The organism is Actinoalloteichus sp. GBA129-24 (genome assembly GCF_001941645.1).
GTDB classification, from domain to species: Bacteria; Actinomycetota; Actinomycetes; order Mycobacteriales; family Pseudonocardiaceae; genus Actinoalloteichus_A; species Actinoalloteichus_A fjordicus.
The window spans coordinates 7,076,000-7,089,430 of the sequence record NZ_CP016077.1; the positions used below are offsets into that span (position 1 = coordinate 7,076,000).

General features: G+C 70.0%; 13 protein-coding genes and 1 tRNA gene. 5 read left to right on the top strand and 9 right to left on the bottom strand.

The annotated features are described in order from the left end of the window. Positions 1-257 precede the first annotated feature (257 nt). The 5 genes from UA75_RS30440 to UA75_RS30460 are packed head-to-tail and all read right to left on the bottom strand — an operon-like array spanning position 258 to position 4,875. Positions 258-1,136 (bottom strand): heme ABC transporter ATP-binding protein, encoded by an 879-nt coding sequence (locus UA75_RS30440; RefSeq protein ID WP_232237563.1) that lies wholly within the window; start codon positions 1,134-1,136, stop codon positions 258-260. Continuing rightward, complete coding sequence (locus tag UA75_RS30445; RefSeq protein WP_083683832.1) at positions 1,091-2,314, bottom strand: FecCD family ABC transporter permease; 1,224 nt, start codon at positions 2,312-2,314, stop codon at positions 1,091-1,093. The genes UA75_RS30440 and UA75_RS30445 overlap by 46 nt, the downstream gene beginning before the upstream one ends. Further along, a complete protein-coding gene (locus UA75_RS30450; RefSeq protein ID WP_075744400.1) occupies positions 2,311-3,327 on the bottom strand; it encodes a heme/hemin ABC transporter substrate-binding protein in 1,017 nt (338 codons plus the stop codon). Before UA75_RS30450 ends, UA75_RS30445 begins: the two co-directional genes overlap by 4 nt. After that, positions 3,314-4,171: a hypothetical protein gene (locus tag UA75_RS30455; protein WP_075743151.1), complete on the bottom strand. Its 858-nt coding sequence runs from the start codon at positions 4,169-4,171 to the stop codon at positions 3,314-3,316. Before UA75_RS30455 ends, UA75_RS30450 begins: the two co-directional genes overlap by 14 nt. Then, a complete protein-coding gene (locus UA75_RS30460) occupies positions 4,171-4,875 on the bottom strand; it encodes a heme oxygenase (biliverdin-producing) (protein WP_075743152.1) in 705 nt (234 codons plus the stop codon). The genes UA75_RS30455 and UA75_RS30460 overlap by 1 nt, the downstream gene beginning before the upstream one ends. Positions 4,876-5,406: 531 nt before the next feature. On the opposite strand from UA75_RS30460, the gene UA75_RS30465 reads away from it, so the two are divergent. The 4 genes from UA75_RS30465 to UA75_RS30480 all read left to right on the top strand — a co-directional run bounded on the left by UA75_RS30465 (position 5,407) and on the right by UA75_RS30480 (position 9,999). Next, positions 5,407-7,398 carry a neocarzinostatin apoprotein domain-containing protein gene (locus UA75_RS30465; protein ID WP_157434522.1) on the top strand — a complete coding sequence of 664 codons (1,992 nt, stop codon included), beginning with the start codon at positions 5,407-5,409 and terminating at the stop codon, positions 7,396-7,398. A 624-nt stretch (positions 7,399-8,022) separates the two neighbouring features. Beyond that, positions 8,023-8,856, top strand: a complete 834-nt coding sequence (locus UA75_RS30470; protein WP_075744401.1) for an SDR family oxidoreductase — start codon at positions 8,023-8,025, stop codon at positions 8,854-8,856. A 172-nt stretch (positions 8,857-9,028) separates the two neighbouring features. Then, positions 9,029-9,445, top strand: coding sequence for a hypothetical protein (locus UA75_RS30475; RefSeq protein ID WP_075743154.1), 417 nt, complete (start codon positions 9,029-9,031; stop codon positions 9,443-9,445). A gap of 251 nt (positions 9,446-9,696) precedes the next feature. Next, positions 9,697-9,999, top strand: coding sequence for a putative quinol monooxygenase (locus UA75_RS30480; protein WP_075743155.1), 303 nt, complete (start codon positions 9,697-9,699; stop codon positions 9,997-9,999). Positions 10,000-10,288: 289 nt separating this feature from the next. Here UA75_RS30480 and UA75_RS30485 read toward each other — a convergent pair whose 3' ends face one another. The 3 genes from UA75_RS30485 to UA75_RS30490 all read right to left on the bottom strand — a co-directional run bounded on the left by UA75_RS30485 (position 10,289) and on the right by UA75_RS30490 (position 11,793). Next, positions 10,289-10,972 (bottom strand): HAD family hydrolase, encoded by a 684-nt coding sequence (locus UA75_RS30485; protein ID WP_232237564.1) that lies wholly within the window; start codon positions 10,970-10,972, stop codon positions 10,289-10,291. Positions 10,973-10,984: 12 nt separating this feature from the next. Then, positions 10,985-11,335, bottom strand: a complete 351-nt coding sequence (locus tag UA75_RS33600) for a hypothetical protein (protein WP_157434523.1) — start codon at positions 11,333-11,335, stop codon at positions 10,985-10,987. A gap of 387 nt (positions 11,336-11,722) precedes the next feature. Next, positions 11,723-11,793: transfer RNA gene (locus tag UA75_RS30490), tRNA-Gly, on the bottom strand. Positions 11,794-11,859: 66 nt separating this feature from the next. Here UA75_RS30490 and dcd point away from each other — a divergent pair. Continuing rightward, positions 11,860-12,441, top strand: a complete 582-nt coding sequence (dcd, locus tag UA75_RS30495; protein ID WP_075743156.1) for a dCTP deaminase — start codon at positions 11,860-11,862, stop codon at positions 12,439-12,441. A gap of 76 nt (positions 12,442-12,517) precedes the next feature. Here dcd and UA75_RS30500 read toward each other — a convergent pair whose 3' ends face one another. Then, positions 12,518-13,219 carry an HAD-IA family hydrolase gene (locus UA75_RS30500; protein ID WP_083683834.1) on the bottom strand — a complete coding sequence of 234 codons (702 nt, stop codon included), beginning with the start codon at positions 13,217-13,219 and terminating at the stop codon, positions 12,518-12,520. Positions 13,220-13,431 lie beyond the last annotated feature (212 nt).

Below are 13,431 nucleotides of genomic sequence, written 5' to 3' on the forward strand. Positions count from 1 at the left end.
GCCGCGCGCGGGTGGCTGCCGACCACGATGTCGCCCGGCGGCGAGCATCGCGGGTCCGGCTCCTCGGACTCGTCGTCGCCGTCGGAATCGGCCTCGCAGGCGCACTGATCGAGCCTGCTCCCGCCCAGGATGCGCCGGGCCCGATGCCCTCTCCTGCGGCGGAGACACCGCAGACGGAGCCTGCCCCGACATCACCTGGGACTCGAACGCCGCGTGGCCGCCCCGACCTCGGCCGCACAGGACCTGAGCGCGGCGGGTCAGTCTCGACGCGGCAGGATCAGCGGGGCACCGGTGCGAGGATGTGGCAGGACTTCGACGTCATGCCGGTAGACCTCGGACAACAGTCGCGAGGTCAACACCTCCAACGGCGGACCCGCCGCGATCAGCCGCCCGCAGGCGAGGACGGCGACGCGATCGGCGTAGGCGGCGGCGAGCCCGAGATCGTGCAGGACCACCACCACCGCGTCTCCGGCGGCGGCCCGATCCACCGCGACGCGCAGGACGGACTCCTGGTGCCGGAGGTCGAGTGCGGCCGTCGGCTCGTCGAGCAGCAGCAGTCCCGTGCGCTGCGCGAGCACCCTGGCCAGGGCGACCCGCGCCCGTTCCCCGCCGGAGAGCGAGAAGAACGGACGAGCGGCGAACTCCGTCACCTGGGCCGCCGCCATCGCCTCGTGCACAGCCGATTCGTCGTCCACATCGGACTCCACGCCCTGCCAGGGTGCGCGGCCCATGCGCACGACGTCGAGCACGCTGAACGGAAAGGACAGGGTGACCCGCTGCGGCAGCACGGCCCGCCGCAGCGCCAGCTCGCGCACCGAGAACTCGGTCAGCGACCGGGAGTCCAGCAGCACTCTGCCCTCGTCGGGACGTCGGTCGCCCGCGAGCACCGCCAACAACGTCGACTTTCCCGCGCCGTTGGGCCCGACGAGCGCGGTCACCCGGCCCGCCGTCGTGGTCAGATCGACACCGTCGAGCACCGTGCTGCCGCCGAGACGCACGCCGACGCCCTCGGCTCGCAGCGCGGACGTCCCAGGGATGCGCGCCGAGGGAGCGGCGGGCACCCGGAATCGGCTCCAGCGCGGTCCTCGGCTCATGCCCAACCCCCCGGCCTGGAGCGCGTCCGCCTGATCAGCCACAGGAAGAACGGTCCGCCGACCAGCGCGGTCAGCACGCCGAGCGGAAGTTCCTGATGCTCGATCAGGTTGCGGGCCAACAGATCCGCCGCGACCACGACCAGCGCCCCGCCCAACGCGCTCGCGGGCAGCAGAAGCCGATGACCAGGGCCCGCGATCAGCCGGATCACGTGCGGCACCACCAGACCGACGAAGCCGATGACCCCGGTGAACGCGACGCCCGCCGCCGTGAGCAGGGCCGCCGTGATCACGAGCCGCAGCCGCAGCCGTTCCACGTCCACACCGAGGTGCCGCGCGGACCGCTCGCCGAGCGCGAGCAGATCCAGGCGCCGCGCATGACGGAACGACACCGAGAGCCCCAGCGCCACGCAGCAGGCCACCACCCACACCGCAGGCCACAGCGCCCGGTTGAGGCTGCCGAGATTCCAGAAGGCCATCGCGGTGCGGACGTCGTCGTCGGCGAGGAAGGTGAAGAAGCCGATCACCGCGCCTGCCAGGGCGTTCACCGAGATGCCGGTGAGGATCATCGTGACGACGTCGGTGCGCCCTTCGGTACGGGAGAGGCTGTAGACGAGGAGCGTGGTGAGCAGTCCCCCGATGAACGCCGCCACGGCCATGGTCGCGTTGCCGAACGTGGTCAGACCGAACACGATCACGGTGAACGCACCCACCGCCGCGCCGGAGGACACGCCGATGACACTGGGCTCGGCGAGCGGATTGCCGAAGACGCCCTGCATCACGGCGCCCGCGCAGCCGAGCGCGGCGCCGACCAGCACGCCGAGCAGCACCCGGGGGAATCGCACGTTCCACAAGGCACTCTGGCCCTGCGGGTGAGCGGGCAGCGGACCGAGTTCGATCCCGAGCCAGTGCAGCAGCGAGCCGAGCACCTCGGCAGGCGGCACGCGGACCTGACCGACGCCTGCCGCCACCACGCACACCGCGAGCAGGCCGCCGGAGAGCAGCACGAGCAGCCCGCCACGGACCAGCCTGCGACGACCGGTGTGCCGGGGCACCTCGGCCGAGGCGGCGGACGACGTCGTCACGGGCCCGGCGGCCTGCTGGCTCGCCGAGGCATCGGCCGAGCTCGGCACCTCCGAGTCCGGCGTCTCCGACGTGCTCGGCGTCTCCGAGGTGCCCGGCGAGCCGCCCTCGGCCGAGGAGTCACGCGTCGTGCTGGTCATTCCGCGCGCTCGATCCTGGCCGCCAGGTCGAGGACGATCTGCCCGGTGCGTGGTCCGAAGCTGAGCAGGGTGCCGTCCTCGACGTCCACCACACATCGGTCCCGACCTGCGGGCGTCTGCGCGACGCCCGGCACGTCGACCAGCCCGTCGATGCCGCCGACCGACTCCAGACCGCCGGACATCATCAGGATGACGTCGGGCGCCGCGTTGATCAGCGCCTCGCTGGTGATCGGCCGGAAGCGCTCGATGCCGATGTCACTGCCCGCGTCGACGCCGCCGATCGCCTCGATCATCGAGTCAGCGCCGGAGCCCTCGCCCGCCATCAGATACACCCCGGCGGTGCCGCGCATATAGAGGAACGCGATGCGCGGACTCGGCCCGTCGGACCGCACCCGGTCCAGCGCCTCGGTCAGTTCCGCCTCGGTGCGCTCGACGAGACGGTCCCCGGCCTCGGCCACCCCGAGCGCGCCGGCCACCGCCTCGATGCGCGGGGCGATCTCCTCGATCGACCAGGACTCCTCGAAGGAGACCACCGGCACGCCGGACTCCCGGAGCTGGGTGATCACCTCGGGCGGGCCGATGCTGGTATCGATCAGCACCAGGCTCGGGTCCAGATCGAGCACGCCCTCGGCCGACAAGTCGTGTGCCTGCGTGACCACCGGCAGCTGCTCGGCCTGCGCGAAGGTGGTCGAGACGTCGCGGCCGACCACGTTGTCCCCGAGCCCGAGACTGAAGACGATCTCGGCGAGTGAGCCGTTCAGATTCACCGCCACGATCCGACTCACGTCGGTGACCGTCACCTCGGCGCCGTCCGACGAGGTGACCGTCACCGGCAGTTCCGGGCTCGGCGACCGGAGCGGATCGACGACGACCGCACCCGCCGAGTCGGGCGCGGGCAGACAGGTGAACGTGCCGCCTGCCTCGGCCTCGGAGTCGACGGGCAGGCCGCAGGCCGTGAGGCAGCCGATCCCGAGGACCGCGAGGGTCAGGCGACCCCGATCAGCGAGACGCATCGCCTGCGGGCCCTCCATCCGTGGGAGTCGTGCCCGTGGCGGTCTTGTTCGCAGCAGCGGGGTTCGTGGCAGTCGGGTTCGTGGCAGCTCGGCGGCGGATCATCACGAGCACGACGGCGAGCAGCACCACCACGGCCGCCGCCACTCCGCCGACGACGAGGCCGGTCGACGGGCCCTCGGGCTCGGCTGCGGGCTGGGCGGCATCGGTGACCGGATCGTCGCCCTCGCCCGCAGCGGCCGCGTCAGCCGAGGCGTCCGCCGGGTCGCCCCCCGACGACTCGGCGAAGCTGACCGGAATAAGCACGTCCTGGCTTCGGTCGCCCGTGCGCAGGTGGTCGGCGCGGGTGACGACTCCGCACGGCGTGTCCAGGCAGTCGGTGAACTGGTCCTGCGCCTGCACGCTCAGCTCGACCGTGAACGAGCCGTCGTCCGCATAGGGCGTGGCCAGTCCCTCCCCGTACGGCGGCGGAGTGGAGGAGATCCAGCTCGACGCGCCGCTCTCCCCCTCCATGTCGACGCCGCCGAGACAGGGACCCGGCTGCCCGCCCGGCTCGGGCAGGACGCACAGCGCGACGTAGATCCCCTTGTTCTCGTCGAATCCCCGACCGACGACGGTGACCTGTTCGCCCGCCGGATCGAGCCCGTCGGCGCGGGAGAGGATCAGTGTCTGCCCTGCCTCGCCCGTAGCCTCGACCGACTCGGCCTGCGCGGATTCGGCGTGCGCGACGGGACCGGCCAGGCCCGGCAGCGAGAGCCCCGGCACCGACAACGCCAGCATCGACAGGACCGTCAACGCGAAGAACCGCAGCGGCGGCTTCCCGGTGCCCTCAGCGGCATCGCGCATCAGGCGACGTCCTCGGTCTCGATCGAATACGCGGCGGGGCGGGGGATGTGCGGCAGATGCACCGAGGCCAGATCGGCGAGCATCTCGGTGTTCAGCCGGTAGGCCAGGAGGGATTCCTCGATCACCCGGTCCTGCTCGGCCGCGTCCCACTCCGTGCCGTCGAGCAGCGCCCGATAGGCCGCCTTGAACCTGGGCGGCCGGGGGATCGCGTCGAAGGCGTAGAAGCGGGCGCCGTCGCCGTCGAAGCCGTAGATCTCGTGGAGCCGACGAGCGACGATGCGACCGCCGGAGAGATCGCCCAGGTAGCGGGTGTAGTGATGTGCGACGAATCCGCCCGGCCAGTCGAAGCAGACCTCGTCGACCCGATCGAGATAGCGCACGGTCGCGGACGTCGGCTCGATGCGGTCGCGCCACTGTGGACCGTGCAGGTGGCGGAGGTCGGCCTCGAGCGCGGTGGTACGCGACAGCTCGTCGAAGACGAAACGGCCCGCGACCGGATGGGGGCGCATCGCCTCCGCCGCCGCCTCCAGCCGTCGGTACAGCAGGAAGTGCTGACCGACGAGCCCCGCATAGCTCTCTCGAGACAGCCCGCCCGCGAGCAACGCATCCAGATACGCGGTGTGCCGAGCGGCCTCATGCCAGTCCCGACCACGATCTCTCAACCGCTCCGCGAAGCCCACCTCGCGGGCACTCTTCGTGTCCATCGCACCCCTGCCTGATGTCTTCGTGAGTCGCTGTTCGACGCACTCGGGTGAAGCGGCGTCCTCCGGGTGAAGCGGCCTGCGGTTCGAGCGATCGGGGACGTGCAGCCCGTGGCGCCTGAGAAGTCTCGACAACACGAGCAGCGGCCGATCAACATCGCACCTGGTCAAGGCCGCAGCACCCGACGAGCACTCGGCTCGAAGGGCCTTGTTGACCTCCGCAAGAGTAGGTTAGGCTGCCCAAAATTGACACAGGCAAGGCTAACCAAACTTGTCACGAAAGGGTTACGCGCCAGCCGGACTGGTCCGATGCGCCGCTACCCAGGGCGACATCTCGATCCACCCGACCGACGCCGATCGTCCGCAATGGCTAGTAATAGCCAGCAGTACTAGCGGACCGCCCGAGCAGGCCGAGAACCGTCGCCGTCGACACCGACGACGCGTTCTCCTCCTGTTCCCACGAGCAGTTCCCGAGCCCACCACTCGTCGCCGGACACCCGATCAACCATGCGACCTTCAGGAGTGACGCAGCAGATGAGGACGAGTGGAAGACGATTCGCGCACCGCCTGAGATGGCCGGTCGCCGCCGCCGTGGCGGCGACCATGGCCCTCGGCGCCGCCGTCCCGGCACTGGCGACCTCGGAGTCGGACCCCGGTCCGGAGGGGCAGCAGATCACCGTCAGCAAGAACGTCGATCTCGACCCCGCAGGCGAGACGATCACGGTCAGCGGAACCGGCTTCGACATCGCGAAGGGCATCTACCTGGCCTTCTGCGTGGACAACGGACCCGGCGTCACGCCGAGCCCGTGCATCGGCGGGGTGGACATGACCGGCGAGAGCGGCGGCTCGGTCTGGATCTCCTCGAATCCGCCGCCGTACGGCGCCGACCTGGCCAAGCCCTATGTGGACGAGGGCGACGGACGCGGCGGCTTCGAGTTCGACCTGCGCATCGCGGCCGCCGACGAGTACACCGACTGTCTGGCCGAGGGCACGGTCTGTTCGGTGATCACCCGCGCCGACCACACCAGGGCGGGCGACCGCTCGCAGGACGTCCGGGTTCCGGTGACCTTCGCCGAGCCGCGCCCCGTCGCCGACCCGGTGGTGACGGTCTCCAAGACCGCCGACCTCGACCCGGCAGGCGAGACCGTGACCGTCTCGGGCGAGGGGTTCCACCCGCCCGCCGGGGTATCCGGCATCTACGCGGTCTTCGGCCCGCGCACCGACGCCTACTGGACGGACGCGAGCGTCTATCACTCGGCGACGTTCATCCCGGCAGGCGATCTCGCCACGGGCACCTTCGAGGCGGACCTCGACGTGATCGCCGAATATGAGACCGGTGCGGGCCCGGTCGACTGCGTCGCCGACGGCTGCGAGGTGCTCACCTTCGCCGCGCACGGCGCCACCGACCGCAGCCTGGACACCTTCACCCCGCTGTCCTTCGCCGCGGCGGAGGCGATCCCGACGCTGACCGTCTCCAAGACGGAGTCATTGGCGGCGGACGGCGAGGCGGTCGAGGTCGTCGGCCGGGGCTTCGCGCCCGGTCGGGGGATCTACCTCGCGCAGACCATAGAACTCGGCGAAGCCGGGTATCCGCAGACCTACACCTCGGCGAGCTGGCTCCAGGCCGTCGACGACTCGGGCGAGTTCACCGAGACGATCGAACTGCTGCCCACCTTCGAGTCCGAGGGACAGACGGTGGACTGCGCGGCACAGACGTGCTTCGTCGCGGCCTTCAACGACCACACCGCGATCGACGACCGCTCTCAGGACGTCTGGGTGCCCGTCACCTTCGCCGAGCAGGCGCGACAGGAGCCGGGCGGCACCGGCTCGGCGACCGGCCCGGAAGGCCAGCAGGTCGAGGCCACGCCCGTGAACGACCTCGACCCCGAGGGCGCCGACATCCGGGTCACCGGCAGCGGCTTCGACACCGACAAGAACATCTACGTCGCGCTGTGCGTGGACAACGGACCCGGCGCGCAGCCCACCCCGTGTGTCGGCGGCGTGGACATGAGCGGCGAGGCAGGCTCGTCGAAGTGGATCGGCACCGACCCGTACGGCTCCGGGCTGACGACTCCGTGGGGCTCGGGCGGCTCGTTCGACGTCACCCTCAACGTGACGGCGGCGGACGAGTTCGTCGACTGCCGTGAGACCGCATGCTCGGTGATCACCCGACGGGACCACCAGGCGGGCGGCGACCGCTCGCAGGACACCAGGATTCCGGTGACCTGGGCCGACGGTTCCGGCCCCGGCGGTTCCGGTCCGGACGGCAGCGGCCCGGACGGTTCGGGGCCGGACGGCTCTGGCCCCGACGGCGCAGGCCCGGACGGCAACGGCCCCGACGGTGCTCCCGGCCCGAACGGGGGATCGCAGAATCCGGGCGGTGCGGGCCCGAACGCAGCGGGCGTGCGCAACCTGGCCTCGACCGGTGCCGACGGCATCCTGCCGATCTCGTTGGGCGCGGCGCTCCTCGTCGGCGCGGGCGGCCTGACGCTGTTCCTCTCGCGACGTCGACGCGCGATCAGCTGACCGTGGTCCGTTGTCGGCGGTGGGTTCCCCTGCGAACCCACCGCCGACAACGGTATTAGCCGAGCGCGAGCCGGAAGCCCGCTGCTCGGACAGGTCACACGCCTGCCTACGAGGTTATCGGCAGGCGTATTCCGTTGCCACGATTCAGCAGTGCGACGGAACACGGAACTGGTTGGAGACCGGTCCAGGACGTGAGGGCGCGCAGCACGCCCTAGACCGGAGCTTCATCGAAGCGTTCCCGGTCGAAACTGGGAGCGCTCCCAATATTGAAAGGGTAACGGGAGGGAAACACGCTGTAAACCCCCGGCGTGCGGCTGTCTCGGAAGGCAGGACCGACGGCACCCGTCCGCAGGCGACGGTCGACGCCCGTCCGGCGGTGCCCGACGGGCGTTCGGCGGGGTCGAAAGCGGCAGGCGGCCGTGCGACCGCCATCGAGCGGCTTCGATGTCCCGCTAGCCACGGGAGCGCTCCCAAAGACGACTGACCTCACGAGGTGACAACGGCTTTCTTGCCTGTTCAGAGCCCTGATCCCGGCGCAGCCCTGTAGAGAGGCCACCCGACGCGAGAGGCGCCGGCGAACGGAATCGAGTGGACTTCCGGGGCGCAGCGGATCAACATCGGCTGATGAGCGATTCCCCGCTGGGGCCGAGGTCCGATCCGCCAGGCCGCGATCCACATCCCCTGCGCGGTCGCCGAGCCCTGATCACTGGCGTCAGCAGGCGACAGGGCATCGGGTACGCCGTGGCCCGCAGGCTCGCCGCTTACGGGGCCGACATCGTCTTCCACCACCACGTTCCCCACGACGCCGCACAGGCCTGGGGCGCCGACCCGGCAGGCATCGAGGCGATTGCGGCAGGCATCCAGGAGGCGGGGCCGACAGTCGAGGTCTCGAACCTCGCGGCGGACCTGGCCGACCCCACCGCACCCGCCGCGCTGGTCGAGGCGGTCGCCGCCGCAGGCAGGCTCGACATCCTGGTGTGCAATCACGCCCGCTCCGAGCCGGACGGCGATCTGGGGGCGATGACCGCCGAGATCCTGGACGGCCACTGGGCAGTGGACACCAGGTCGAGCATCCTGCTGGCCCGCGAGTTCGCCGCCCGGCACGACGGAGGCGACGGCGGACGCATCGTGTTCATGACCTCAGGGCAGGACCAGGGCCCGATGCCCGGCGAGGTCGCCTACGCGGCCGCCAAGGGAGCGTTGGCCGCGATCACCCTCACCATCGCGGACCAGCTCGCGGACCGGGGCATCACGGTGAACGCGGTGAATCCGGGACCGGTGGACACCGGATATGCCAGCCCCGAGGCGCGCGCCGCCGTGGCCTGCCGATTCCCCGGCGGCCGCTGGGGCGAGCCCGACGACCCCGCACGGCTGATCTCATGGCTGGTCACCGACGAGGCGCGCTGGATCACCGGCCAGGTCATCAACTCCGAAGGCGGGTTCCGCCGCTGGACCTGATCGGCGAGCCGCCACCGGCCGCGGATGTGTTCGTCCCGGGCACAGTCCTCCTAGGACACCTCGGATGGGCTGGCAGCGCGCAGATCCGACGGCTGACGCCCGGCCGATGACGCGTCGCGGCCGTCAACCGGATACTGAAGGTGACGGTGACCGGGAGCCGAAGGGGTCGGGCATGAGGCGATGGTGGCAGGCGCTGGCGACGGCCCTGGTGGTGACGGGCGGCGGCATCGCCGTGAACGTGGCGACGGAGTCACTGGACAACGTGCTGGCCTGGGTGGCCGTCGTCGTACTGACGCTCGCCGGTGCCGGCGTGACACTCTGGACGCAACGGGACTCCGGTCGGGACCGGGCAGCCTCGGCCGGGCAGGAAAGCCCCGACGCCGCACCGCAGGCTCCGGCGCCCGTGCAGAACTCGATCTCCGGGGAGGTCGGCGGATCGGTCGTCCAGGGTCGGGACATCGAGGGCGGCATCGTCGTCAACGACACGCCCCGGACGGTGCACCAGCACGCCGAGGCCGCAGGCAACGCGGTGGTTCAACAGGCAGGCGGCGACATCACCCACCACGACCGCAGGCGACCGCGCGGCTGACGTGTCCCGAGCAGGCTGGACCTTGCCGACGAGCAGTCGCGCAGACCCGATGAGCGTGATCACCCGAGACCGACGGCACGGCGGCGGAGCCGTCGCGGCGCCCGATCGCCGACTATGGCGTCGGGTGCTGGCTCGTGCCTGTTGTGGGCGAAACGGTTCTGACGGTATCGATCGGGATCAACGGCTGCGGCAGGTAGCGCGCCACGGTTCATCCAGCACGATCTGTACTCGCTTCAGGCTTGGAGGTGCACATGTTCTCGTTGGTGGTTCGGTTCGACCTGCGTGATGAGCAGGCAGCGGCGGGGTTCGATCAGCTGGTCTCGGAGACGGCTCCGGGGATCAGGGAGTCGGAGCCGGGGACGCTGTCGTACGTGGTGAGCGGGGTGGAAGGTGCCCCGTTGTCGCGGGTGTTCTACGAGCTGTACCGCGACAAGGCGGCGTTCGAAGCCCATGAAGCGGCTCCGCACACGCGGCGATTCCTGGCGGAGCGGGACCTGTACGTCTCGGAGACGCGCGTGGAGTTCCTGACTGATCCGCACGGCAAGGGGATCTGACCGCTGACGCGAACCCGGCCGGACGCCGTCAGGCGGCAGGTGGCGTTCTACCGGGGTCGGCGCCGGGCTGTCCCAGCGGGCACTCGGCAGGCTGATCTCACCGTCGGAGCGCTGGGTGTCCCAGGAGGTGCCGTGCGCACGACATGTCGGTGTTGAAGACCGCCTGAGGCGCTGAACGTACCGTTGATGTCGCCGCGCGGCGCGCCTTGAACCTCCTCCTAGAGCCAGCTTCGGCAAGGACGACGGTAGGTCTGCATACACAGGCCAGCACCTATGGCAGGCACCCATGTCAGCAGGAGGGCGTGAACGTCGTCAGCAGCAGCGCTGGGGCGGCTCGGACCAACCGATCATGCTTGCCGGGTTTGTCGGCATACGCGATGGCAGGGACCTCGAGTGCGTGCGCCGCCTGGACGTCGGTGGTGGAGTCGCCGATCAGGACGCAGTACGCAGCGTCCACGTCGAGCGCTTTCGCAGCTTCGGTAAGGAGATGGGCGTTGGGCTTCATCAGTGTCGGGTCGTACGGGTCACGCCCCTGGATGTGATCGACGTAGGTGCTGAGGTCGTGCGCAGCCAGGTAACCGCGAATTGCCTCTGTCGTGTTATTGCTGACGATGGCGAGCGGCCGATCGGTTGCGTGCCATGTCGCCATGAGCTCGGCGGCACCCGGTGTGGGTGTAGCGGTCTTGGCGGCTTCGATCTCACCCGCCTGTAGCGCGGCCTCGATCTGGCGGCCTAGCGCGGGTGAGAGTTCTGCGGCGTAGCCGAGGATGGTGTGCGGGTCGTTCGCGTCAGCCTCGGGTGGTGGGAGTTCTCCCGCATCGTGGATGAGGGTTCGGAGTTCGGCGGCGATGACGGGTGCGGGGTATCCCGCGAAAACGGAACAAACCGGGCCGTCGAAGTCCAACAAGAGCGCGTCGGCATCAACGAGCAGGCGTCGAAAGAGGTCGAAATCGTCTACTGGCACCTGCTTCACAGGATGTGCTCCTTACGACGGTGGTCCACCTGCTGGTGAACCAGGTGGTGGAGTTGCGGAAGAGGATGGCGTCCTTGTCTGCGAGGTCGTAGCTGGTGGTCGTCTCGCCGCCGAGGGAGAGGACGTGTTCTTGGACGGGTAGAAGCCGAAGAAGGGCGTCTTCGCCGTTGAGCCATAGAGCGTGAACAGGGGTGCGGCACGGTGCACGCGGACTTCGGCGGTGACCTCGGTGTCCAGGCCCAGCCTGCCGAGTTCGGTGACGTTGTCGATGATCGCGTAGGTGTGGCGTTCCATGATCCGGCCCATGCGGGCACGGACCTCGAGGCTGTCGGAGAGGTCGTCGGCGCGGCACGGGATGGCCATCGGTTCCGAGTGTTGATCCTGCTTGCGCGTTCTGCGCGTTGCGGTGGGGGAGGTGACCGCGTTGCGGCGGTGTGACGTCGCTTCAGACGGCTCGTGGATGCGGGTGACGCGGGCGCATACCGAGATCACCAGTCAGCGGGATCGCGGTGGGTCCGCCGAAGTCGCTGGGCCGGCGGGCCACCGACCTGGCCGAGCGGCGGATCTCAGACAACCTCAGTGCGCTCGTCGACGAGCACAGAACCACGACCTCACAAGACGAGCGGGACAGCACGGAATCCGAGGTCGAGGATCAACCGCACGTAGACAGTACGACAGACAAGTCAATCAAGAGACGACGAAGGCCCAGGACCAGAGGACACACCCCCTGACCTGGGCCTTCGTTCAACGAGCGGATGACGGGAATCGAACCCGCGTATTCAGCTTGGGAAGCTGATGTTCTACCATTGAACTACATCCGCAGCAGATCACATGCTACACGCCGCCCGCGCCGGGGTCAGCAGGTGCCCTGCCGTTAGGGTGGTCCCGTGCTCCTCAGTGATCTGGACCTGCGCAAAGAGATCGACGGAGGTCGGCTCTCGCTCGACCCCTTCGAGCCCGACATGGTGCAGCCGTCGAGCATCGACGTCCGACTGGACCGCTTCTTCCGGGTGTTCGACAACACGAAGTACACCCACATCGACCCCTCGCTTCAGCAGGACGAGCTGACCTCCCTGGTCGAGACCGAGGGCGAGGACCCGTTCGTCCTGCACCCCGGCGAGTTCGTGTTGGGCTCCACCTTCGAAACCGTGGGGCTGCCCGCGGATCTCGCGGGCCGGTTGGAGGGCAAGTCGTCGTTGGGCAGGCTGGGCCTGCTCACGCACTCCACCGCAGGCTTCATCGACCCCGGCTTCTCGGGGCACATCACGCTCGAGCTGTCCAACGTGGCCAATCTGCCGATCACCCTGTGGCCGGGGATGAAGATCGGGCAGCTCTGCATCTTCCGGCTCTCCAGCCCTGCCGAGAACCCGTACGGCTCCAGCTCGACCGGCTCCCGGTACCAGGGTCAGCGGGGTCCGACGCCGTCGCGGGCCTACCTGAACTTCCGGCGGACCGACACGAAGCGCTGATCGTGGCGGTCTGTTCGCGGCGTCCGGCCGCGCGGGCATCCGTGGGGCCGGGGCCGCCCCGGCCCACGCGCACCCGTCAGCCCCGCACGCGTACCGCGACCGCTCCGTTCTGCCTGTCCCAGCTCACCTCGTCCAGACTGCGCACCACGAGATCGGCGGCCAGCCCCGTGACGTGTGGGTTGGTCAGCACCCCCAACACCTGCATGCCCGCTGCCTTGGCCGAGGCGACTCCGGCCGCCGCGTCCTCGACCACCAGACAGTCGGCCGGGTTCACGCCGAGGCGTCGGGCGGCGGTGAGGTAGGGCTCCGGATCGGGCTTGCCGACCTGCACGTCATCGGCGGTGACCACGGTCGTGGGCGGCACCAGGCCGCCCGCCGCGAGTCTGGCCAGTGCCAGGGCTCGGACGGCCGACGTGACGATCGCCCCCTGCCCCTCGGCCAGCGAGGCCAGCGCCGTCGCCGCGCCGGGAAGAGCGGTGACCCCGTCGAGATCCGCCAGCTCCAGTTCGTCCAGCCTGCGGACGGCCTCGGCCACCTCGCTCGTGGGCAGCAGTTCGCCGATGATCTCGACGGCCCGACGCCCGTGGCTGTTCACCAGCGCCGACGGCGCGATCCCGTGCTCTTCGCACCAGCCGTGCCAGCAACGGGTCACCGCAGGCGTCGAGTCGATGAGAGTCCCGTCGAGGTCGAACAGGACGGCAGCGACGACGAAGCCGTCCTCGGCCGGTCGGGTCTCTCTCGTGGGTTCCGTCGTGGGTCCGCTCGTTCCCGTCGCCATGACCTACACCGTGCAGACCATCGGAGTGGATGTCCAGCAGGCGGACGGCATGACCTTGCGCACCCTCGGCCCGCCCGGCCCGCGCCGTCGTCGACCGCCGCCGAGTGCCAGCCTCGCCGGGGGCGCCTTCCGCCGAGGCCCAGCACGCCGTGGGATCGGCTGGTCGTCAAGCCACCGTCTCGCGCCCTGCGAATGGTCTCGGCGCTCGAACC

Bases quoted from the DNA above. Each gene is read 5' to 3' on its own strand.
- UA75_RS30445 (WP_083683832.1), bottom strand. From the start codon at position 2,314: ATGACCAGCACGACGCGTGACTCCTCGGCCGAGGGCGGCTCGCCGGGC.
- UA75_RS30450 (WP_075744400.1), bottom strand. From the start codon at position 3,327: ATGCGTCTCGCTGATCGGGGTCGCCTGACCCTCGCGGTCCTCGGGATC.
- UA75_RS30455 (WP_075743151.1), bottom strand. From the start codon at position 4,171: ATGCGCGATGCCGCTGAGGGCACCGGGAAGCCGCCGCTGCGGTTCTTC.
- UA75_RS30460 (WP_075743152.1), bottom strand. From the start codon at position 4,875: ATGGACACGAAGAGTGCCCGCGAGGTGGGCTTCGCGGAGCGGTTGAGA.
- UA75_RS30465 (WP_157434522.1), top strand. From the start codon at position 5,407: ATGAGGACGAGTGGAAGACGATTCGCGCACCGCCTGAGATGGCCGGTC.
- UA75_RS30470 (WP_075744401.1), top strand. From the start codon at position 8,023: ATGAGCGATTCCCCGCTGGGGCCGAGGTCCGATCCGCCAGGCCGCGAT.
- UA75_RS30475 (WP_075743154.1), top strand. From the start codon at position 9,029: ATGAGGCGATGGTGGCAGGCGCTGGCGACGGCCCTGGTGGTGACGGGC.
- UA75_RS30480 (WP_075743155.1), top strand. From the start codon at position 9,697: ATGTTCTCGTTGGTGGTTCGGTTCGACCTGCGTGATGAGCAGGCAGCG.
- UA75_RS33600 (WP_157434523.1), bottom strand. From the start codon at position 11,335: ATGGCCATCCCGTGCCGCGCCGACGACCTCTCCGACAGCCTCGAGGTC.
- UA75_RS30500 (WP_083683834.1), bottom strand. From the start codon at position 13,219: ATGGCGACGGGAACGAGCGGACCCACGACGGAACCCACGAGAGAGACC.